The sequence below is a fragment of the Streptomyces sp. NPDC111606 genome (assembly GCF_055656945.1).
Window position 1 is genome coordinate 651,014 of sequence record NZ_JBVKBY010000002.1, and the last position, 20,602, is coordinate 671,615.

Below are 20,602 nucleotides of genomic sequence, written 5' to 3' on the forward strand. Positions count from 1 at the left end.
CTACAGAAAGAACGTACAACAGCCCGCAGACGTTTCTCTAGTGCTCGCTATAAAATGCACTCCATGGTGAGCGGCGAGGTGACGACGGAGACGGGGGCGGGAGCCCGGCCCGCGGCGAAGACGCGCGGTCGGCCCCGTTCCTTCGATCGTGAAACCGCCCTGGAGAAGGCGATCCTGGCCTTCTGGGAGCGCGGCTACGAGGCGACGTCCGTCTCCGACCTCACCCGCGCCATGGACATCGGCGCCCCGAGTCTGTACGCGGCCTTCGGCGACAAGCGCTCGCTCTTCGACGAGGTCGTCCGCGTCTACACCTCGCGTTACGCCTCGTTCGCGGACCGCGCTCTCGCCGAGGAGCCCACCTCCCGGGCGGCCGTCGAGCGGACTCTGCGAGAGGCGGCCGGCGTCTATACGGATCCCGTCCATCCGCAGGGCTGCCTCATCGCCCACGCGGCCATCAACTGCACGACCCCGGAGGTCGCCGACTCCCTGCGCGACCGGCGCAACGCCACCATCGCCGCCATCCGCAGCCGCATCGAAGCAGACATCGCCACCGGCGCCCTCCCTGCTGACGCCAACGCCCCCGCCCTCGCCCGGCACGCCGGCGCGATGATCCAGGGCATGTCACAACAGGCGCGCGACGGGGCGAGCCGGGAGGAACTGGAGGCACTTGCGGAAATTGCCATGGCCAACTGGCCTCGCACATGAACCCACACGGGTTAGGCTGCGTGATGGATGACAGGGCCGTCCCACTGCTTCTCCAGCCGGTTCGGAGCCCGCGAAGAAGCGTCAACAGCAAACACGCTCCAACGCATGGACACACCAGAGTGGTCTAGTCCACAATGCGAAGGAGTGCGTAGTACGAGAACGCACCGACTTCCGCCTTCCCCGCACAGGAAGGCGGACCGAGGAACCGGAGCTCTCTGCCCTGACTGCCCCGGCTCCTCATCCTTCGGCCGACCGGGACCGCACACCCCACGGCCGATATTGCTCCGGGCTGCGGTGCCGGGAGGGCTGAGGGTCCCTCTCAGGCGCCGCGGCCCGCGGGTGTTTCCGGGGCCCGATCGCCTCCCGCAGTAGCTGGTTTCCAGCCATGTCCGTACCGCCAGGTACGCTCGGCCACGTGCCCTCCATGAACGAACTCGTACGCCAGCACACGGCCCTCGACGACTCCGACCTCGAGTGGCTCCACCTGCTGGTCTCGGAGTGGCAGCTGCTCTCCGACCTCTCCTTCGCCGACCTCGTCCTGTGGGTCCCCACCCACGACGGCACCCGCTATGTCTCCGTGGCGCAGATGCGGCCCAACACCGGCCCGACCTCGTACCAGGACGACATGGTCGGCCACCTCGTCCCGCGCGGCCGCCGCCCGATGCTGGACGCCGCGCTCGACGAGGGCCGGATCGTGCGGGAGGGCGACCCCGAGTGGCGTGAGGAGGTCCCGGTCCGCGTCGAGTCGATTCCCGTACGACGTGAGGGGCGCGTGCTCGGTGTCATCGCGCGCAACACCAACCTGCTGACCGTTCGCACCCCGAGCCGCCTGGAGTTGACGTACCTCCAGAGCGCGTCGGATCTCGCGCAGATGATCGCGGCTGGATCGTTCCCGTTCGCCAACCAGCAGGTCGACATGGACGCCTCGCCCCGCGTCGGCGACGGCCTGATCCGTGTCGACGCCGACGGCATCGTCCAGTACGCCTCCCCGAACGCGCTGTCCGCCTATCACCGCCTCGGCCTCGCCGCCGACCTCGTCGGCCACCACCTGGGCAAGACCACCGCCGAACTCGCCCCGACGCAGGGGCCGGTGGACGAAGCGCTCGCCAAGGTCGCCAGTGGCTGGGCACCCCGCGAGTTCGAGATCGAGTCCGGTGACGGTGTCATCCAGTTCCGATCGATCCCGCTCAAACCCAAGGGCACGCGTATCGGTTCGCTGGTGCTCCTGCGGGACGTCACCGAACTGCGCCGCCGCGAGCGCGAGTTGATCACCAAGGACGCGACGATCCGGGAGATCCACCACCGCGTCAAGAACAACCTCCAGACGGTGGCCGCCCTGCTGCGCCTCCAGGCCCGCCGCATCGAGTCCGACCGCGGCCGTGAGGCCCTCGAAGAGGCGGTACGGCGGGTCGGGTCGATCGCGATCGTGCACGAGACGCTCTCCCAGAACCTCGACGAGCGCGTGGAGTTCGACGACATCGCCGACCGCGTGCTGGCGATGGTCGCCGAGATCTCACCCGGCAAGGTCACCGGCCGGCGCACCGGCCGCTTCGGCATCCTGGACGCCGAGGTCGCCACCCCGCTGTCGATGGTCCTGACCGAAATCCTCCAGAACGCGCTGGAGCACGGCTTCCGCGAGGGCGACACCGGCACGGTAGAGGTCTCGGCCGTCCGCGGCGGTACGACGAAGCAGGTCCGCCTTCTGGTCACCGTCCAGGACGACGGCGTGGGCCTCCCCGAGGGCTTCGACCCGCACACCGCGGGCAACCTCGGCCTGCAGATCGTACGGACCCTGGTGGAGGGTGAGTTGGGCGGCACGTTCGACATGGTCCCGGCACCGGAGCGGGGGACCAGGGTGATCCTGGACATCCCGGTGCGGTCGCACAAGTAGCGGCGGACAGCAACACAAGCAGGCGGGGACAGCAAAGAGCCCTGGACCATCTGGTCCAGGGCTAGTGCTCGTTGCTGCTCTGCAATCGCTAAGCAGGGGTACTGCGCGCTGCGGCTCGGGGGCGGGAGATGCGTACTCGCTGTACGCGCCGCCAAGCTCAGGCTGTTTGCGGGGCGGGTGTTGTCAGGCGGAGGCCTGACGGGCCCGGTTGCGGGCGGCACGGCGCTTCATGGCGCGACGCTCGTCCTCGCTGAGACCACCCCAGACGCCGGAGTCCTGGCCGGACTCAAGCGCCCACTGCAGACACTGATCCATAACGGGGCAGCGACGGCAGACGGCCTTGGCTTCCTCGATCTGCAGCAGCGCAGGACCGGTGTTGCCGATGGGGAAGAAGAGCTCGGGGTCTTCCTCGCGGCAAACGGCGTTGTGACGCCAGTCCATGGCTGCTACCTCTCCTTGGTATTACGTGCTGGTTGCTTGTGAATGTGAACGCTTTCACGAATCCCTCAACAAGTGAAGGGCCGACCGCCAGGTTCCCTGGCGAGGTCCTGTGATTTGAAGAGGGGTTCCGGTGATCAGTGGAGGCCGGTCTTGCGGGCCGTCCCGATCGCCACGTAGAGACTCGCAAACCTCAGCGACGGATACAACCCCTTCCGGAAAGTTTTTTTTGATTCCTCGGTGTCGACTAGGTCACAGCCGTACTTCCATGGGGTGGATCCTGGCCTAAACGTTCGAGTGAAAGGACTTTAGCCCGTTCCGCTCACACAATCACACGCAGTGCACGGCGTACGCCTGTGAACGTCACGCTCGTGCGCAGCCCCAGGTGGTCGCCGTCCATCTGAAGGGGCAATGGGACCTTCGAATGCAAGGTGAACTGGTCCAAGTCGTGCAGTGTGACCGCATGCCTGCCAGTGGCTCCACGCTCGGGGGACGAAGTAAGCAACTGGGTTGCATACCGGGCAACCGCGACCGTGGACATACGGCTGAGACCGAGTACGTCGAGGCCGGTATCGAACGAAGCCTTAGGTGCCGCGTACACCGGGCGATTGCCCAAATAGGTCCACGGAGCGGTGTTGCAGACTATGGACAGCACCAAATCGGTCACCGGGTCCTGGCCCGGCCGCTCCAGCGTGATGGTGCCGTGCCGGCGGTTGGGCTCCTGCAGGAACTGGCGTACCACCTGGCGCAGGTAAAGGGCGTGCGTCGACTTTCTGCCCCGCTCGCGCTGCTGCTCGACCCGGCCGACGACGCCGGCGTCGAAGCCGAGGCCCGCACAGAAGGTGAACCATCTGCCGGGTACGGCTTCGTCCTCCGTGCCCGGGGTACCGGCCGCTATGCCCATGCCGACCGTACGTTCGCTGCCTTCGCGCAGGGCGTCGAGCAGGGCGCCGGTCGCCTCCACGGCGTCGTTGGGCAGGCCGAGGGCGCGGGCGAAGACGTTGGTGGAGCCGCCGGGGACCACGGCGAGGCGGGGGAGGCTGTCCGGGTCGGGGCCGTTGTGCAACAGTCCGTTGACGACCTCGTTCACGGTGCCGTCGCCGCCGAGGGCGACCACCAGGTCGACGTCGTCGCTCTCCGCCGCCTGCCGGCCCAGGTCACGTGCGTGGCCGCGGTACTCGGTGGTGACCGCCTCCAGCTTCATCTCGCTGGCGAGCGCATGGATCAGGACATCGCGCGTACGTGCGCTTGTGGTGGTTGCTGCCGGATTGACCACGAGAAGTGCACGCATGACTGGCAGCGTACCTACTGGGGGGTACTGGGCACAGGTCGAGGTTGGGATCTAGTAAGAGATGAGGCGTGAGTCTCGACACGGGGGACTGCCGTCGGCTTGGCCGTGGTTTCCGTGCGGTCGGGTTCCTGGGGGGGCGGCGTCACTGTGGGACCTGCTGGGGGGCTTCCGCCCTCAGGCCCCCGCTTCGGCCCAAAGGGGCCTTGTCCTCAAACGCCGCGGGCTGAGAGGGCATCCGTCAGGTGCGGGCGGGGGCGATATCGCGGAGGGCTACCCTTCAAGGGTGACCAAGCAGCAGACCCCCACCACCCCGGAAACCACCGGTCCGCGTCCGCGGCGGCTGACGTATGCGGCGGCACTGACCGCGCTTGAAGGGCTGGCGCTGGCCGTCGGGGGCGTCTGGGTGCTGGTGCTGGGGCTCGCCGGGCATCCGGACGATCGGCAGCAGGCCGTCACTCTGGGCGTGACACTGGTCGTCCTCGCCCTGCTGCCGTTGCTCGCGGCGCGAGGGCTGTTCGCTCAGCGCAGCTGGAGCCGGGGGCCGTCCGTCATCACGCAGATCATGGCGCTGCCGGTGGCCTACAGCCTGCTGCAGGCCGACAGCATTGCGATCCCGGCCGGCATTGCGATCGCCGCGGTCGCGATCGCCACGCTCGTGCTCCTGATCAACCCGGCGACCACCCAGGCCCTCGGCATCCGCGGGCCGGGCAGCGCACCGGATCAGAAGTAGCCGGCGGCTCTCAGGGAGCCGTCACTCCTCCACCAGCAGCTTCTCCCGCAGCTGCGCCAGCGTGCGGGCCAGCAGGCGGGACACGTGCATCTGGGAGATGCCGACCTCCTGCGCGATCTGCGACTGGGTCATGTTGCCGAAGAAGCGCAGCAGCAGGATCCGCTTCTCGCGGGGCGGGAGATCCTCGAGCAGCGGCTTCAGCGACTCGCGGTACTCGACGCCCTCCAGCGCCTCGTCCTCCGCGCCGAGGGTGTCCGCGACCGCAGGGGACTCGTCGTCCGTGTCGGGGACGTCCAGGGACAGCGTGGAGTACGCGTTGGCGGACTCCAGGCCCTCCAGGACCTCCTCCTCCGAGATCGCCAGCTTCTCGGCGAGTTCGTGGACGGTCGGGGAGCGCCCGTGCTGCTGGGACAGCTCGGCTGTGGCCGTCGTCAGGGCGAGGCGCAGCTCCTGGAGGCGCCGCGGTACCCGCACCGCCCAGCCCTTGTCGCGGAAGTGCCGCTTGATCTCGCCGACGACCGTCGGGGTCGCGTAGGTCGAGAACTCGACGCCGCGCTCCGGGTCGAATCGGTCGACCGACTTGATCAGACCGATGGTGGCGACCTGGGTGAGGTCGTCGAGCGGCTCGCCGCGGTTGCGGAAGCGGCGCGCGAGGTGCTCGACGAGCGGCAGGTGCATGCGGACCAGCTGGTTGCGCAGGTTCGCGTACTCCGGGCTGCCGTCCTGCAGCTTGCGCAGCTCGATGAACATGGCGCGCGCCCCGCTGCGGTCCTGAGGGTCGTGCTGCGTGGCCTGCACGCTGTGCGCGCTCATCGCCTCGTCCTCGGCGTTTCGCTGGTGCTCGCTCATCGTCCCGCCCGTTGCCCTCTCCCGAGCCCTCGCCCCCGCTCGGACTGGGGAGACCCCGATCCGCCCGCCCGCAGGCGCGCCCTGCACGGCGCCTTCGTCATCCCGTCCGTCGGCCAGGAAGCCGGCCTCCGCGGAGTCGTCCTCCGGGTGCGGCCGGGCCTGCTCGGGGATGCCGTCGATGCCGTCCGCCATGCGCCGGGAACCGCTCGGACCGCTCGGGCCCGCTCCCAGGCTCTCGGCTCCGTCCGAGCAGGGGGCAGTGCCGTCCGGCAGCTCCCGTGTGCCGCGCTCTTCGTCCCGCACCGGCCCGTCCCCGTTCCTCACGCCGGCCCGGGTCCCGCGCCGCGCTGTTTGTAGAGGCTGATCGAAACGGTTTTGTCCTCGTCCACGGCGGAGGAGACCTTGCCCGCGAGGGCCGACAGGACGGTCCAGGCGAAGGTGTCCCTGGAGGGGGCGTGGCCGTCCGTGGTCGGGGCCGAGACGGTGACCTCGAGCGAGTCGTCGACGAGTCGGAAGACGCAGCTGAGTACCGAGCCGGGCACGGCCTGCTGGAGCAGGATCGCGCAGGCCTCGTCCACCGCGATGCGCAGGTCCTCGATCTCGTCGAGGGTGAAGTCCAAACGGGCCGCGAGGCCGGCAGTCGCCGTACGCAGCACCGACAGGTAGGCACCCGCAGCCGGCAGCCGGACTTCCACGAAGTCCTGGGTCGCGGGCTCGCCTGCGATCTGGGACACCCTCACCTCCAAGGTGGTACAAGCTTCTCGGGGCCGAGGGTCGCCCCCCGGGGTAACGCGATCTGTGGTTCAGCGGTGACGCTATCGCGCTCTGAACTTTCCTGTCCCCAGGACCCCAACCCCTTGCTGTCACTCATAGTAAACACACGGACACGCTCCGTGGCTAGGGGGTCTGCGGGCCCAATTGGGAAGAGCGCGCGCCGGTTTGACGTACCCAGGCGTCAGACGGTCGAACCGTCCGGATCCTCGGTTGTCCAGCGTACGTCCCCGTCACACGAGTACGTGGTCGACAAAGCACCAGCGCCAGAGTTCGCCGGGCTCGAACGTCCGCATGATCGGGTGGCCGGACTCCTTGTGGTGTTCCGTGGCGTGTCGCCCCGGCGAGGAGTCGCAGCAGCCGACGTGACCGCAGGTGAGGCAGAGCCGCAGCTGTACCGGGTGCCAGCCCTCCGCCAGACACTCGGGACATGTGTCGTTGAGCGGATCGGGTTCCGGGTGCGGCAGCGCGTCGGCGTGCGTGCACTGTTTCATGATTGCCAGGTTACGACGGCCACGCGCACGACGGCGCGGAAAATCGAGGGCGGGCCGCGACGGCGATGCACAAGGGCGAGGGTGGGCGAGGCGCATGGATGTGATGCCACTGCTGTTGCTGGTGGCCGGGAGTGCCGCTGTTGCCGCGGCCGCTCGGCGGACGCCCGTGCCGGCGCCGCTGCTGCTGGTCGCCGTCGGCCTCCTCGTGTCGTACCTGCCGGGCGTGCCCGAGTACACCCTCGACCCGCACATCGTCCTGCCGCTGGTGCTGCCCCCGCTGCTGCACAGCGCGGCGACGGACAGTTCGTATCTCGATCTGCGGGCCCAGATGCGGCCCGTGATGCTGCTGTCGGTCGGGTACGTGCTGTTCGCGACCTTCGCCGTCGGATGGATCGCGTATCTGGTCGTGCCGGGTCTTCCGCTGACCGCGGCGCTGGTGCTGGGCGCGGTGGTGGCGCCGCCGGACGCGGTCGCCGCGACGGCGGTCGCGCGCCGGGTGGGGCTGCCGTCCCGGATCACCACGATCCTGCAGGGCGAGTCCCTGGTGAACGACGCCACCGCGATCACCGCCTACCGCGTGGCGCTCGCGGCCGCCGTCGGTGAGGGCGCCACCTGGGCCGGCGGCATCGGCGAGTTCCTGCTCGCGGCGTTCGGCGGCATCGGCATGGGCCTGGTGCTGATGGTGCCGATCCACTGGCTGCGCACCCACGTGAAGGAGGCGCTGCTGCAGAACACCCTCTCGCTGCTGATCCCGTTCGTCGCGTACGCGGCCGCCGAGCAGGTGCACGCCTCCGGAGTGCTGGCGGTCGTGGTCGTGGCGCTGTACCTGGGACACCGCGCGTGGGAGGTCGACTTCGCCACCCGCCTCCAGGAGGAGGCCGTGTGGAGGATGGTCGCGTACGTACTGGAGTCGGCGGTGTTCGCCCTGATCGGACTGCAGCTGCCGGTGGTGCTCAAGGGCCTTGGCGAGTACGAGGGAACCCGCGCCGCCTGGTACGCCATCGCCGTCTTCGCGGTGGTCGTCGCCTCACGCTTCGTGTGGGTCTACCCGGCGACCTTCCTGCCGCGCATGCTGTCCGCGCGGATCCGCAAACGCGAGGAGAACCCGACCTGGAAGGGCCCGTTCATCATCTCCTGGGCCGGCATGCGAGGCGTGGTGTCACTGGCCATCGCCTTCTCGATCCCGCTCACGATGCACGGCGGCGAGCCGTTCCCCGAGCGCAACCTGATCCTCTTCCTGACCTTCACGACGGTCATCGGCACGCTGGTCGTCCAGGGCGTGACCCTTCCGCCGCTGATCCGCCTGCTGAAGCTGCCCGGCCGTGACACCCAGGCCGAGACCCTCGCCGAGGCCAACGCCCAGGCACAGGCCTCCCGCCTCGCCGAACGACGCCTGGAGGAACTCCTCTCCGACGACCGCAACGCCCTCCCCGAGGCCCTTGCCGACCGTCTGCGAGCCGTCCTGGAACGCCGCCGCAACTCCGTCTGGGAACGCCTCGGCCAGGCCAACCCCATCACCGGCGAGTCCGTCGACGAAACCTACCGCCGCCTGTCCCGCGAGGTGATCGGCACCGAGCGAGCGGTGTTCGTGAAACTACGGGACGGCCGCTTCATCGACGACGAGATGCTGCGGACACTGCTGCGCAGGCTGGACCTGGAGGAGGCGGCTGCCTATCGCGAGGCGGGCTGAGCCTCGAACGGAGCCCCGGTGACGACGGCGGCGACCGTCGCGCCGGGCGCAAAGGCGCCTTCCTCCATCAGCACGACAAGCCCATACAACAACTTGGCGACATAGAGACGCTCAACAGCCATCCCATGCCGCTCCTCGAAATCGTCGGCGAAGGCCGCGAGCTCAGCAGTCGTACGGGCGTACCCCCCGAAGTGAAACCGCTCATCAAGCCACCAGTCACCCCGTGGCCCTCCGAATGCCTCCGCCTGCAGCCCCCGTACCTCCTCACCCAGGAAGCCACCCTTGAGAACGGGCACGCCCAGGGCCCGCTGCCCAGGCTCCAGCCCGGAGGCCAGCCCCGCTAGCGTCCCGCCCGTCCCACAGGCAACGGCGACCACATCGGCCTGCCCCCGCAGCTCCTCCCCGAGCGCCCGGCACCCCCGTACGGCGAGGGCATTGCTGCCACCCTCCGGAACGACGTACGCCCCTTCCGCGCCCGCCGCCCGCAGAACGGCCGCCAGCGTCTCCGGCTCGGTCTTGCGTCGATAAGTCGCTCTGTCGACGAAGTGCAGCCGCATGCCGTCGGCCACGCACCGTTCCAACGACGGATTGAGGCGCCGCTCACCAAGCTCCTGGCCCCGCACCACACCGACCGTGCTCAGCCCGAGCAGGCGCCCCGCGGCAGCGGTGGCTCGCAAGTGGTTGGAGTAGGCGCCGCCGAAAGTGACAACCGTGCGCCCACCCGCCGCCGCCAGATTCGGCACAAGTTTGCGCCACTTGTTGCCGACCAGTTCCGGATGGATCATGTCGTCCCGCTTGAGAACCAGCCGAACGCCACCCCGCCCGAACCGGGCGTCCACAACCTCCTGCACCGGCGAGGGGAGCCGGGGCCGCAGATCGGTCAGGTCAAGGCGTGTCACCAGTCCATTGTCGCCCGCCTGGTGCCGGTAGCAGGCGCGGTCCGCCTCAGGCATCCCGCCCTAGGACAACCGATCCCGGATCCGCGCCCGCATCGAAGCCATGGTGAACCCCCGAGGATCCACCTTCCCGGGCTGCCACTCCAGATGCCCGATCACCGACCGCTCCGTCCACCCGTGATGTCGGCACACAGCCGCCGACACCCGCTCGATCGCCTCCAACTGTGCCGCCGGCCAGGGATCCTGTCCGTCACCCAGGTTCTCGCACTCGAAGCCGTAGAAGTGCCGGTTGCCATCGGTGTTGGCCTCGTTGTCGGCAGGCAGCGCGGTCTCGGCGATGACCGCACGGAGAACGTCGTCGTCACCGAGCCCGGCGTGGTTGGCGCGGCCGTAGCCGACCAGATGCACCCGCCCGTCCTTCGTGATGACGCCGTGGCACAGGGGCCCGGGCAGCCCCTCGTAGCCCTTGCGGCAGAGCTCCACCGTGTGCGCACTGCCCTTGGTCACCGTGTGGTGGATCATCACGCCGTGGACGGGGCCCCACGGCCCCACGTGGTTGCGGTTGTGGTGCTCCCAGTCGCCGACTTCGACGACAGTCGCACCCTCCGCCCGAAGTCTCTCCAGGAATCTGCTCGCGGACATGGGTGAGGCCATGACCGCCCCCTTCGCGCCGTGCGCCGACCGCCCACCGCGGCCGACTCGTATCGGTGCTTTACCGAAAACGGCCTCACGGGACTCCTCGACTCGCACGGTGTGCGAGTCGTTTTGGCCAATCACAGAGACGGCGCCAGTGGACAAGGTCCCTCTATTTGCCCAGTGGACAGTGATCCATTCCCGCTCTTTCGGGTAATAGCACCGGCACCCTCCGTAATGGAAGGCTCGGTCGCGGAGATCGCGATTCGTGGCGCCGGACAGGCGCCGGTGCACGACCGGGAGGGCAATTCCTAATGTCGGTAGGCGAAGAGGTCCGCACTGAGCAGGGCAAGCCGCAGCAGAGCCTCGGCACGGCGGCCGCGCGGAACCTGGCCACCACGACCAAGTCCGCACCCCAGATGCAGGAGATCAGCTCCCGCTGGCTGCTGCGCATGCTGCCATGGGTGAACGTGCAGGGCGGCACGTACCGGGTGAACCGCCGTCTGACCTACGCCGTCGGGGACGGCCGGGTCACGTTCGTGAAGACCGGGGACCGCGTCGAGGTCATCCCGGCCGAGCTGCGCGAACTCCCGGCCCTGCGGTCGTACGAGGACGAGGACGTGCTCGCCGAGCTCGCCCAGCGCTGCCAGCAGCGGGAGTTCACGGCGGGGTCCCTGATCGCCTCGTTCGGCAGCCAGACCGACGAGGTCCTCCTGCTGGCGCACGGCAGGGTCGAGAAGCTCGGCACCGGCCCCTACGGGGAGGACGAGTCCCTCGGCGTGCTCGCCGACGGCGCCTACCTCGGCGAGCAGGCGCTGCTCGACTCCGACGCCATCTGGGAGTACACGGTCCGCGCGGCCACCGCGTGCACGGTGCTCGTCCTGCCCCGTCACGACGTCGAGCGGGTCGCGGAGCGCGCGGAGACGCTCGGCCAACACCTCGAGCAGCTGCGGTCGATCCCCCAGCAGCGCACCAACAAGTACGGCGAGAAGGAGGTCGACCTGGCGGCCGGCCACAGCGGTGAGCCGGACATCCCGCACACCTTCGTCGACTACGAGGCCCGGCCCCGTGAGTACGAACTGAGCATCGCCCAGACCGTGCTGCGCATCCACTCGCGCGTGGCCGACCTCTACAACCAGCCGATGAACCAGACCGAGCAGCAGCTGCGCCTGACGGTGGAGGCCCTGAAGGAGCGGCAGGAGCACGAGCTCATCAACAACCGCGAGTTCGGGCTGCTCAACAACTGCGAGTACGACCAGCGACTCCAGCCGCACGACGGCGTGCCCAGCCCCGACGACATGGACGAGCTGCTGTGCCGGCGGCGCGGAACCAAGCTGTTCCTCGCCCACCCGCGCGCGATCGCCGCGTTCGGGCGTGAGCTGAACAAGCGCGGCCTGGTCCCGGAGACCATCGAGATGGCCGGCAACCGCATCCCCACCTGGCGCGGGGTGCCGATCTTCCCCTGCAACAAGATCCCGGTCACCGACGCCCGTACGACCTCGATCATCGCCATGCGTACGGGCGAGGGGGAGCAGGGCGTCATCGGACTGCAGCAGGCGGGCATCCCGGACGAGATCGAGCCGAGCCTGTCCTGCCGGTTCATGGGCATCAACGAACAGGCCATCATCAAGTACCTGGTGACTGCCTACTACTCGGCCGCGGTCCTGGTGCCGGACGCCCTCGGTGTGCTGGAGAACGTCGAGATCGGGCGCTGGCGGTGACCTTTGCCGCCACTGCGCCGTGTCCCGCGCTTCCCGTGTGGGTAGACCCTCGGCGTAGGCGCCCAGCCGTAGCGGAAGGGCCACCGTCCGCCGACTCTCCGAGGCGATGCCATGGGTGAGTTCATGACGGAGACGCAGCAACGCCCCGCCGGGGCGGGGCCGTCCACTGAGACGCTCGAAAGGCAAGGGCCCATCGCGACCGAGACGGACGGCGGGCCGGGCTCGCTCGACGGGCCCGAGGCGGAGGTGATCCTGGAGCGCGTCCGGGCGTCGGTCGACCCCGAACTGCGCGCCGCCATCGCGTCGTTGCCGCCGTCCCTCCGCCGGATCGCGCGCTACCACTTCGGCTGGGAGCACCCGGACGGCACCCCGGCGGCGGGCAACGCCGGCAAGGCGATCCGGCCCGCGCTCGTCCTCACCGCGGCCGCCGCACTCGGCGGACCAGGGGCGCGGGCGACTGCCGTACGGGCGGCGGTGGCGGTGGAACTGGTCCACAACTTCACGTTGTTGCACGACGACGTGATGGACCGGGACACCACCCGCCGGCACCGGCCGACCGCCTGGACCGTGTTCGGCGACGCCGACGCGATCCTCGCGGGGGACGCCCTCCAGGCGCTGGCCCTGCGGCTGCTCGCCGAGGACCCGCACCCGGCGTCCGCGGCTGCCGCGGCCCGGCTCGCGGACTGCGTGGTCGAGCTGTGCGCCGGCCAGCAGGCGGACACGGCGATGGAGAAGCTGGACCCCGGCGAGGTCGGCCTCGACGAGGTGCTCGCCATGGCCGAGGCCAAGACCGGCGCGCTGCTGGGGTGCGCCTGTGCCCTCGGCGCGCTGTACGCGAGCGCGGCGGACGAGGACGTGGCGGCGCTGGACGCGTTCGGCCGTGAGGCCGGGCTCGCCTTCCAGCTCATCGACGATGTGATCGGTATATGGGGCGACCCGAGCCACACCGGCAAGCCGGCCGGCGCGGACCTCGCCGCCCGCAAGAAGTCCCTGCCGGTCGTCGCCGCGCTGACCTCGGGCGGTCCGGCGGCGGCGGAGCTGGCCGCGCTGTACGAAGTGCCGTACGCCAAGGAGGACCTGGAGCGGACCGCGCTGGCTGTCGAGCGGGCCGGTGGCCGCGACTGGGCGCAGACCCAGGCCGCCGAGCGGATGGCCCGCGCCATGCAGGAGCTGGCCCGCGCGGTGCCCGACCCGGAGGAGGCGGGCGGACTGCTGGCCCTGGCCGAGTTCGTGACGCGGCGCAGCAATTGAGGGCCGCGGCAGCCGGCGGCCGAACCGGTCGAGGTCGCGGCGGCCGACGGTGAAGACCCCGGAGCCCTCGGGGCCGTACGGTTCCTGACCCCGTACGGCCGCCGAGCGGCTTCGGACCGGCGGGTCCCGCACATCCCCACGGTGTGCGGGGCCCGCCTCTGCGTGCCGGGTGCCGTGGAGCGGGTCACCGGTCGACCGGGTTGCTGTGTACGGGCCGTATCTCGACAATGTCGGCCCACGGACCGCACGCAGACTCTCATCGCCCTACGATCAAGGCCGGTTGACGCGAAGGGGCGGGTGGAGATGGGCGTGGCGATCCGGACGGCGGGCGAGGCGGACCGGGAGTCGGTGGTCCGGCTGCTGGACGCGGCCTTCCAGGACGATCCGGTCAGCGGCTGGGTGTTCCCGGGCGAGGAGTACCGCCGTGCGACTCACCACAGGCTGATGGCCGCGTTCACCGACATCGTGCTGGCCCATGGCCGAATAGACCTCACCGAGGACGGCACGGCATGTGCGCTGTGGATGTCCGTGCCGGACGTCGAGCACGACCAGGACGACGACGGGCCCGCGCTGCTGCGCCAGGACGTCGACCCGGACAACGAGCGCGTCGAGATGATCGGCCGCCTGACGGCCGGTGTCCATCCCGCGGGCCGTGCGCACGAATACCTGTGGATGATCGCCGCGGCACCCGAGCGCCAGGGTGAGGGACTCGGCACCGCGCTCATGAACGCGGTGCTCGACCGCTGCGACCAGGACGGCCTGCCCGCCTATCTGGAGGCGAGCAGCGACCGCAGCCGGCACCTGTACGAGCGTCTCGGCTTCGAGCTCAAGGGCCGTCCCCTCGACCTCCCGGACGGCCCCCGGATGTGGCCGATGTGGCGCGAACCGCGCGGCTGAGCCGCCTGCGGCAGCCCTGAGCTACTCCTCCGGCACGATCGTCGCCACGATCCGCTCGACCAGCCCGTCCGGCACGCCGACCCCGGGCAGAACGCCGTCCAGGACGTCGGGCAGTGTCAGGTGCTCCAGGAGCAGCCCGAGGACCGCGAGATAGAGCACCGTGACGACCTCGTCGCCGCCGGGCAGTCCGGCGTTGCGGTGGAACTCCAGGGCCTCGTCCAGGTCGCCGCGCACCGACTTGGTGAAGGAGGAGCGCAGCTCGGGGCGCCGCTGGGCCTCCAGGCGCATCTCCAGCAGGGCCAGATAGCCCGTTCTGTCGCGGGTCGCGCGGGCCATCAGGTCGTGCATGAAGGCCGTGACGAGGGAGCGGTCCTTCGGCCGGGTGAGCAGCCCGGCGATCACCTCCGGGTCGGGCGCGAGCCGCACGTGCAGCCGGGCGTCGATCTGGCGGAGCAGGTCGTCGCGCCCGGTGAAGTAGTTGGAGGCGGTGCCGACCGGCACCCTGGCCTCGGCGTCCACCGCGCGGAACGTCAGCCCGCGTGCCCCCTCGTGGGCGAGCACCTCTACGCCCGCGTCGACGAGCGCGGCCCGGCGCTCCGGATTGCCCGCCATGCGGAATCCCCTCTCTCACTTCCAGTCGGTCCGGGAAATGCCCTTGCAACCACTACAAGCGAAGTACTACAACTGAAGCACTACAACCGAAGTGGTTGTTCGACACCCTACGAAAAGAGACCGGCTTGCGAAAGCTCACGTACTTCATCGCCTGCTCGATCGACGGCTTCATCGGGGATCCGAGCGGCGACGGGACGGAGATGGTCCGCTTCGTCGACGAGGAGTTCCTGGAGTTCCTCAAGGCCGAGCACCCCGAGACGATGCCGACCCACGGCCGCCGCGCCCTCGGTTTCGACGACCTGGCCAACAGGCATTTCGACACGATCATCCAGGGCCGGGCCAGCTATGACCTGGCCCTGAAGGAGGGCATCACCAGCCCGTACGCCCATATGCGCCAGTACGTCGCCTCGCGCACGCTGACCGAGTCGCCCGACCCGCAGGTCGAGATCGTCTCGGACGACCTGGTCGGCAAGGTCCGCGAACTGAAGGCGGAGGACGGCGAGTTCGGCATCTACCTGTGCGGCGGCTCGCAGATCGCCGGCGCGCTGCTCGACGAGATCGACGAGCTCGTCATCAAGACGTACCCCATCGTGTACGGCGCGGGCATGCCGATGTTCGGATCGGGCTTGGCCATCACGGAGTTCACCCTCGGCGAGGTGCGCTCGTTCGGCAACGGCGCCATTGTTCGTACGTACAGCAGGAAGCGCTGAGCCCTGTCCCGCCCTACTCTGAGGACATGGGCAGCCAAGAGCACCACTGTCCCGACTGCGGACAGCCCGTAGAGACGGTCGTCCGGCGCCACAAGACGCTGGGCGCCTGGGTCCCCACCTGGGTGGCGGGCCCGTGCCACAACCCCGAGTGCGGGGCGTACGCCGAGGAAGGCGCCGCGCACGAGGAGAAGCACGAGCAGCCGGACACTCCCAGCACACCCACCGTGGATACCGCGGTGAATCCCACCGCGAAAAATTCCTGAGTCCCCTGTCGAGAATCCCGGCCCGGCTCCGACGTCCCCTGTGAGAGCCGCCCACCGAGGGCGGCCCGAGCCGACGGAAGCAGAAGGAGCGGACTGATGAAGTACCTGGTCATGGTGCAGGGAACGCAGGCGGACTACGAGGCGATGCAGGGCAAGGGGTCCGAGAACTCCGTTGCCTGGAGCCAGGAGGACATCCAGGCGATGTACTCCTTCATGCAGGCCCTCAACGACGACCTCGCCGAGAGCGGCGAGATGGTCGACGGACAGGGGCTGACCGAGCCCGCGAAGGGCCGGCATGTCACCCTGGGTGACGACGGCAAGGCGGTGATCACCGACGGCCCGTACAGCGAAACCAAGGAGCTGCTCGCCGGCTACTGGGTGCTGGACTGCGCGAGCCTGGAGCGGGTCACGGAGATCGCCGAGCGCGTCCTCCAGTGCCCCCAGCCCGCCGGGGCCCCCGTGTACCCGGTGGTGATCCGGCCCATCGAAGACGGGTCCGGGGACGTCGGCTGAGACGTCGGCCGAGCCGTAAGTGAGCGCCACACCCGAGACCGAGGACCTGCTGCGCCGACATGCGCCGCAGGTCCTCGGCGCGCTGGTACGACGGTACGGCCACTTCGACAGCGCCGAGGACGCCGTACAGGAGGCCCTGCTCGCGGCGGCCGGGCAGTGGCCGCGGACCGGGGTCCCGGACAATCCGCGCGGCTGGCTGATCAAGGTCGCGGCGCGGCGGCTGACCGACGCGCTGCGCGCGGAGCAGTCGCGCCGGGCCCGGGAGGACAAGGCCGCGGCGCTGATGCCGAGGGACGCCTTCACGGCCCCGCCGCCGGGCGCGGACCGGGCGCCCCGCGAGGACGACACCCTCACCCTGCTCTTCCTGTGCTGCCACCCGGACCTGACCCCGCCCGCCCAGATCGCCCTCACCCTCCGTGCCGTCGGCGGTCTGACCACGGCGGAGATCGCCCGGGCGTACCTGGTCCCCGAGGCGACCATGGCGCAGCGCATCAGCCGGGCCAAGCAGAAGGTCCGCGGGGTGCGCTTCGGCCGGCCCGACAACTGGGAGAACCGCCTGCCCGCGGTCCTGCAGACCCTGTACCTGATCTTCAACGAGGGCTATACGGCGACCTCGGGCACGAGCCTGCTGCGGCGCGAACTCGCCGGCGAGGCGATCCGGCTGACCCGCGAGGTCCACCGCCTGCTCCCCGACCACGGCGAGGTGGCCGGCCTGCTCGCGCTGATGCTGCTCACCGACGCCCGCCGCGACGCGCGCACCGGCCCGCACGGCGAACTCGTCCCCCTCGACGAACAGGACCGCGACCGCTGGGACAAGGCCGCGATCGACGAGGGCGTCGCCCTGGTCACCCGCGCCCTGTCCCGGGGCCCCGCCGGCCCGTATCAGCTGCGCGCCGCCATCGCCGCCGTCCACGACGAGGCGCCCTCCGCACCGGAGACCGACTGGCAGGAGATCCTCGGCCTCTACGACGTCCTGGTACGCCTCGTCCCCGGCCCCGTCGAGCGCCTCAACCGCGCGGTCGCCGTCGCCATGGCCCAGGGCCCGCGCGCGGGGCTGGCCGAACTGGCCGCGCTGCAGGACGAGCTGGGTGCCGGGCACCGCCTGGACGCGGTCCGCGGCCACCTCCTGGAGCGGGCCGGCGCCCACGACGAGGCCCGCGCCGCCTACGAGGCCGCCGCCGCCAAGACGCTGAGCCTGCCGGAGCAGCGCTATTTGCACGCGCGGGCGGCACGGCTGAAGCCGTAACCTCGCCGCATGCCCGAACACACGTACATCCTCCACATCACCGAACGCTCCCTCTGGGACGAGGCACGCGCGCGTGGTGCGTACGAGATGTCGACCCGCGGTCGGACGCTCCAGGACGAGGGCTTCATCCACTGCTCGACCCGGGCCCAACTCCCCGCCGTGGCCGCCTTCCTGTACGGCTCCTACGACGGCCCGGGCGAACTGGTGGTCCTGGTCGTGGACCCGGCCCGGCTCGACGTGCCGCTCAAGTACGAGGCGCCGGAGCCGGGCGGCGAGGAGTTCCCGCATGTGTACGGGCCCATTCCGGTGAACGCGGTGGTGGATGTGGAGCCCTGGGGGTGAGGGGACGCCGCACGTTATGGCGATGGGCCGTGGGGGCGTGGGTGATCCTCGTGGCCGTCGCGGGAGGGCTGACGCTGTGGCTGCAGGACTCGGCCGAGCCACCGGTGCCGTACGGCCGGGAGGAGGCCGGTCCCACGCCGACGCGCCCGGAAGGCCGGGAGACGCCCTGCCCGACCCCCGAGCCCTACCAGGGCGGCTGGATACAACACCTCTGCGTCGTCACGACGCGCTAGAGCCGGTCAGTCCGCCTGTCTCCGGGTCCCGCCCCGTCAGGCAGTACGTTCCGCCCGCCGGATCGCGCATCACCGTCCAGTGGGCGCCCTCGGCGACGAAGCTCGCACCCAGTTCCTCGTGCCGGGCGCGGGTCGCCGCGATGTCCGCGCAGGCGAGGTCCAGATGGGCGGAGGCCCGGGGCTCCTCACCGAGCCCCTCCTTGCCGAGCCGCTGGAGCAGGATGCGGATGGGCAGCCCGGACGGTGGCTTGAGCACATGGAACTCGGGGCGGGAGCCGGGCGCCGACTGCCAGCCGTCCAACAGCGCGCTCCAGAAGGCGATTTCGGACTCGTACAGCGACGGCGCTACGTCCACGCAGACCTGGTCGAGCCGGCTGCCGTGCACCACGGGCGGCCGGTCCGACTCCCCGTGCCAGGGCACGGCACAGAACAACTGCCCGGCGGGCGAGCGCAGTACGGCCCACCCCTCGTGCTCGGCGGCGACACCCGCTCCCTGCGCGAGCGCCGACTTCACGAAGCCCGGTACGTCGTCCACGGCAAAGTCGAGATGTGCGCCACCGGCGCCCGACTCGACCCCCTGGGCCTTCACACAGGGGTCCGCCCCACCGCCCGGCAGCAGGGTCACGAACTCCCCCTGCTCGCCTCGGAATTGGGACAGCCGGGTGTCCGTCACCGCAGTCCAGAAGGTGTGCGCCCGGGTGAAGGACGCGACGGGGCGGTCGACGAAGGCGTAGGTCCAGCGGATACTCATGGGGCGATCGTAGATCCGCCGGCGCGGCCATGGCCCGCGGCGGCCGTACGGCGCACTCGAGCGCACTCAGGCTTCACCACGCGGGCTTTGCAGGACCCTTACCAACCGCGCGCCGGCTCCAGGGACACGCTTTGCCATCGGTTCTCCGCGAATTGGCCCGCGCTTGTTTGCATTGGGGAATGGACCACATCACGTTCCTGGTAGCGGTCGTCATCGTGACGGCCCTCGCCTTCGACTTCACCAACGGCTTTCACGACACGGCGAACGCGATGGCCACGTCCATCGCCACGGGGGCGCTCAAACCAAGGACGGCCGTGCTCATCAGCGGTGTCCTGAACGTCGTAGGTGCCTTCCTGTCCACCGAGGTCGCCAAGACGATCTCCGGCGGCATCGTGGACGACACCCTCGTCAGCCCGGGCATGATCTTCGCGGGCCTGGTCGGGGCGATTCTGTGGAATCTCCTCACCTGGCTGGTCGGACTGCCGTCCAGCTCGTCGCACGCGCTGTTCGGCGGACTGATCGGGGCCGTCTGGGTGGGGGCGGGGTCGCACGGCGTGCACTTCGACAAGGTTGTCGAGAAGGTACTGATCCCCGCCGTCGCCTCGCCGCTCGTGGCGGGGATCGCGGCGCTGCTCGCCACGTACCTGGCGTACAAGCTCACTGCTCGCGCCCGTAAGGAGTCCGTCACCAAGGGCTTCCGCGTCGGCCAGATCGCCTCGGCCTCGCTCGTCTCCCTGGCCCACGGCACCAACGACGCGCAGAAGACGATGGGCGTCATCACGCTGACCCTGATCTCTGCGGGCGCCCTGGGCCATGACGCGGGCCCGCCGCTGTGGGTGATCGCGTCGGCCGGTCTGGCCATCGGCCTCGGCACCTACCTCGGTGGCTGGCGGATCATCCGCACGATGGGCAAGGGTCTGACGGAGATTCAGTCCCCGCAGGGCTTCGCCGCCGAGACGGCCTCCACGACGGTGATCCTCACCTCCGCCCACCTGGGCTTCGCCCTGTCCACCACGCAGGTCGCCTCGGGCAGCATTCTCGGCGCGGGTCTGGGCCGGCGGCTGGCGGAGGTCCGCTGGGGCGTGGCCGGGCGCATGGTGGTGGCCTGGCTGGTCACCCTGCCCGCCGCCGCGCTGGTCGGCGGCGTCTCGGCGGGCGTGGTCAAGCACGGCGGCAACATCGGTACGGCCGTGGTCGCGCTGGTGGGTGCGGCCGTGGCCGCCGGGATCGTGTTGATCTCCCGCCGCAACCCGGTGTCCGCACACAACGTCAACGACACCCACGAGGTCACGGTCCGCAACCCGGAGGCGCCCAAGGTCGGCGCGGCCGCCTGAGACAGCGATCGCCTGAGACAGCGATCGTCCGAGACAAGGGAGTTCACATCATGAGCCTCGACTGGACCGCACTCGGCCAGGTCGCCGCGGTGAGCCTCGCCGTCACCGTGGCCGTGGTCGGCGTCTTCGCCCTCGGCGTGCTGGGCCTGGCCCGCCACGAGGGGGCACGCGAGGAGCGCGGCGGCACGTCCACGCCGAGCCTCACGCAGGCCGGACTCTGCTTCGTCGCCTGCGCGGCGGTGGTGGTGTACGGGATCTACCTGATCGTGCCTCAGTTCCACTGACCGAGGTGCGGACGGACGGTTGACGGGGTCCGGCCCGGCGTCGCACCGGCCGGGCCC

24 protein-coding genes are annotated in these 20,602 nt (G+C 70.1%); 15 read left to right on the plus strand and 9 right to left on the minus strand.

What is annotated here, in order from left to right; all coding sequences use genetic code 11:
• Window positions 1–63: 63 nt before the first annotated feature.
• Together ACZ7M7_RS10815 and ACZ7M7_RS10820 are read left to right on the plus strand one after the other, a co-directional pair.
• Complete coding sequence (locus tag ACZ7M7_RS10815; protein WP_383602911.1) at window positions 64–705, plus strand: TetR/AcrR family transcriptional regulator; 642 nt, start codon at window positions 64–66, stop codon at window positions 703–705.
• A gap of 415 nt (window positions 706–1,120) precedes the next feature.
• Window positions 1,121–2,596, plus strand: a complete 1,476-nt coding sequence (locus ACZ7M7_RS10820; RefSeq protein ID WP_383602908.1) for a sensor histidine kinase — start codon at window positions 1,121–1,123, stop codon at window positions 2,594–2,596.
• Window positions 2,597–2,779: 183 nt separating this feature from the next.
• On the opposite strand, the gene ACZ7M7_RS10825 is transcribed toward ACZ7M7_RS10820, so the two are convergent.
• Both ACZ7M7_RS10825 and ACZ7M7_RS10830 read right to left on the minus strand, forming a co-directional pair.
• Window positions 2,780–3,037, minus strand: a complete 258-nt coding sequence (locus ACZ7M7_RS10825) for a WhiB family transcriptional regulator (RefSeq protein ID WP_006142322.1) — start codon at window positions 3,035–3,037, stop codon at window positions 2,780–2,782.
• 319 nt (window positions 3,038–3,356) lie between these two features.
• Window positions 3,357–4,325: a diacylglycerol/lipid kinase family protein gene (locus tag ACZ7M7_RS10830; protein ID WP_383602905.1), complete on the minus strand. Its 969-nt coding sequence runs from the start codon at window positions 4,323–4,325 to the stop codon at window positions 3,357–3,359.
• Between the two features lie 283 nt (window positions 4,326–4,608).
• Here ACZ7M7_RS10830 and ACZ7M7_RS10835 point away from each other — a divergent pair, with 283 nt between their 5' ends.
• Window positions 4,609–5,055 (plus strand): hypothetical protein, encoded by a 447-nt coding sequence (locus tag ACZ7M7_RS10835; RefSeq protein WP_451169439.1) that lies wholly within the window; start codon window positions 4,609–4,611, stop codon window positions 5,053–5,055.
• Window positions 5,056–5,076: 21 nt separating this feature from the next.
• Here the strand turns inward: ACZ7M7_RS10835 and ACZ7M7_RS10840 are convergent, their stop codons facing one another.
• From ACZ7M7_RS10840 to ACZ7M7_RS10850, 3 genes are all read right to left on the minus strand, one after another.
• Complete coding sequence (locus ACZ7M7_RS10840) at window positions 5,077–6,207, minus strand: RNA polymerase sigma factor SigF (protein ID WP_383602899.1); 1,131 nt, start codon at window positions 6,205–6,207, stop codon at window positions 5,077–5,079.
• 17 nt (window positions 6,208–6,224) lie between these two features.
• Window positions 6,225–6,638 carry an ATP-binding protein gene (locus ACZ7M7_RS10845; RefSeq protein ID WP_004925829.1) on the minus strand — a complete coding sequence of 138 codons (414 nt, stop codon included), beginning with the start codon at window positions 6,636–6,638 and terminating at the stop codon, window positions 6,225–6,227.
• A 270-nt stretch (window positions 6,639–6,908) separates the two neighbouring features.
• Window positions 6,909–7,169, minus strand: coding sequence for a UBP-type zinc finger domain-containing protein (locus tag ACZ7M7_RS10850; protein WP_383602896.1), 261 nt, complete (start codon window positions 7,167–7,169; stop codon window positions 6,909–6,911).
• A gap of 94 nt (window positions 7,170–7,263) precedes the next feature.
• Between ACZ7M7_RS10850 and ACZ7M7_RS10855 the strand changes: the two genes are divergently transcribed.
• Window positions 7,264–8,859, plus strand: coding sequence for a Na+/H+ antiporter (locus ACZ7M7_RS10855; protein WP_383602893.1), 1,596 nt, complete (start codon window positions 7,264–7,266; stop codon window positions 8,857–8,859).
• On the opposite strand, the gene ACZ7M7_RS10860 is transcribed toward ACZ7M7_RS10855, so the two are convergent.
• Entirely contained in the window at window positions 8,841–9,812 is a 972-nt protein-coding gene (locus tag ACZ7M7_RS10860; RefSeq protein ID WP_472114911.1) for a 1-aminocyclopropane-1-carboxylate deaminase/D-cysteine desulfhydrase, read from the minus strand. The genes ACZ7M7_RS10855 and ACZ7M7_RS10860 overlap by 19 nt on opposite strands.
• 6 nt (window positions 9,813–9,818) lie before the next feature.
• Window positions 9,819–10,409, minus strand: a complete 591-nt coding sequence (locus ACZ7M7_RS10865; RefSeq protein ID WP_383628260.1) for an N-acetylmuramoyl-L-alanine amidase — start codon at window positions 10,407–10,409, stop codon at window positions 9,819–9,821.
• Between the two features lie 293 nt (window positions 10,410–10,702).
• Here ACZ7M7_RS10865 and ACZ7M7_RS10870 point away from each other — a divergent pair, with 293 nt between their 5' ends.
• The 3 genes from ACZ7M7_RS10870 (at window position 10,703) to ACZ7M7_RS10880 (ending at window position 14,257) form a co-directional block, all read left to right on the plus strand.
• Window positions 10,703–12,109, plus strand: coding sequence for a family 2B encapsulin nanocompartment shell protein (locus ACZ7M7_RS10870; protein ID WP_472114913.1), 1,407 nt, complete (start codon window positions 10,703–10,705; stop codon window positions 12,107–12,109).
• 123 nt (window positions 12,110–12,232) lie between these two features.
• A complete protein-coding gene (locus tag ACZ7M7_RS10875) occupies window positions 12,233–13,360 on the plus strand; it encodes a family 2 encapsulin nanocompartment cargo protein polyprenyl transferase (RefSeq protein ID WP_383602881.1) in 1,128 nt (375 codons plus the stop codon).
• 303 nt (window positions 13,361–13,663) lie between these two features.
• Window positions 13,664–14,257 (plus strand): GNAT family N-acetyltransferase, encoded by a 594-nt coding sequence (locus tag ACZ7M7_RS10880; RefSeq protein ID WP_383628265.1) that lies wholly within the window; start codon window positions 13,664–13,666, stop codon window positions 14,255–14,257.
• 21 nt (window positions 14,258–14,278) lie between these two features.
• On the opposite strand, the gene ACZ7M7_RS10885 is transcribed toward ACZ7M7_RS10880, so the two are convergent.
• Window positions 14,279–14,869: a TetR/AcrR family transcriptional regulator gene (locus tag ACZ7M7_RS10885; RefSeq protein WP_472114918.1), complete on the minus strand. Its 591-nt coding sequence runs from the start codon at window positions 14,867–14,869 to the stop codon at window positions 14,279–14,281.
• A gap of 125 nt (window positions 14,870–14,994) precedes the next feature.
• Between ACZ7M7_RS10885 and ACZ7M7_RS10890 the strand changes: the two genes are divergently transcribed.
• The 6 genes from ACZ7M7_RS10890 to ACZ7M7_RS10915 all read left to right on the plus strand — a co-directional run bounded on the left by ACZ7M7_RS10890 (window position 14,995) and on the right by ACZ7M7_RS10915 (window position 18,176).
• Window positions 14,995–15,579 carry a dihydrofolate reductase family protein gene (locus ACZ7M7_RS10890; protein ID WP_453826063.1) on the plus strand — a complete coding sequence of 195 codons (585 nt, stop codon included), beginning with the start codon at window positions 14,995–14,997 and terminating at the stop codon, window positions 15,577–15,579.
• A gap of 26 nt (window positions 15,580–15,605) precedes the next feature.
• Window positions 15,606–15,842: a hypothetical protein gene (locus ACZ7M7_RS10895; RefSeq protein WP_427839985.1), complete on the plus strand. Its 237-nt coding sequence runs from the start codon at window positions 15,606–15,608 to the stop codon at window positions 15,840–15,842.
• A gap of 96 nt (window positions 15,843–15,938) precedes the next feature.
• Window positions 15,939–16,355 carry a YciI family protein gene (locus ACZ7M7_RS10900; RefSeq protein ID WP_383602867.1) on the plus strand — a complete coding sequence of 139 codons (417 nt, stop codon included), beginning with the start codon at window positions 15,939–15,941 and terminating at the stop codon, window positions 16,353–16,355.
• A gap of 19 nt (window positions 16,356–16,374) precedes the next feature.
• Entirely contained in the window at window positions 16,375–17,601 is a 1,227-nt protein-coding gene (locus ACZ7M7_RS10905) for an RNA polymerase sigma factor (protein WP_472114922.1), read from the plus strand.
• Window positions 17,602–17,610: 9 nt separating this feature from the next.
• Window positions 17,611–17,943, plus strand: a complete 333-nt coding sequence (locus ACZ7M7_RS10910) for a DUF952 domain-containing protein (RefSeq protein ID WP_383628272.1) — start codon at window positions 17,611–17,613, stop codon at window positions 17,941–17,943.
• Between the two features lie 41 nt (window positions 17,944–17,984).
• On the plus strand, window positions 17,985–18,176 hold the full coding sequence (locus ACZ7M7_RS10915) for a hypothetical protein (RefSeq protein ID WP_472114925.1): 192 nt from the start codon (window positions 17,985–17,987) through the stop codon (window positions 18,174–18,176).
• On the opposite strand, the gene ACZ7M7_RS10920 is transcribed toward ACZ7M7_RS10915, so the two are convergent.
• Window positions 18,163–18,927, minus strand: coding sequence for a VOC family protein (locus ACZ7M7_RS10920; protein ID WP_472114928.1), 765 nt, complete (start codon window positions 18,925–18,927; stop codon window positions 18,163–18,165). The genes ACZ7M7_RS10915 and ACZ7M7_RS10920 overlap by 14 nt on opposite strands.
• A gap of 179 nt (window positions 18,928–19,106) precedes the next feature.
• On the opposite strand from ACZ7M7_RS10920, the gene ACZ7M7_RS10925 reads away from it, so the two are divergent.
• Both ACZ7M7_RS10925 and ACZ7M7_RS10930 read left to right on the plus strand, forming a co-directional pair.
• Window positions 19,107–20,261 carry an inorganic phosphate transporter gene (locus ACZ7M7_RS10925; protein ID WP_427839980.1) on the plus strand — a complete coding sequence of 385 codons (1,155 nt, stop codon included), beginning with the start codon at window positions 19,107–19,109 and terminating at the stop codon, window positions 20,259–20,261.
• A gap of 50 nt (window positions 20,262–20,311) precedes the next feature.
• Window positions 20,312–20,545 (plus strand): hypothetical protein, encoded by a 234-nt coding sequence (locus ACZ7M7_RS10930; RefSeq protein WP_472114931.1) that lies wholly within the window; start codon window positions 20,312–20,314, stop codon window positions 20,543–20,545.
• Window positions 20,546–20,602: the final 57 nt, after the last annotated feature.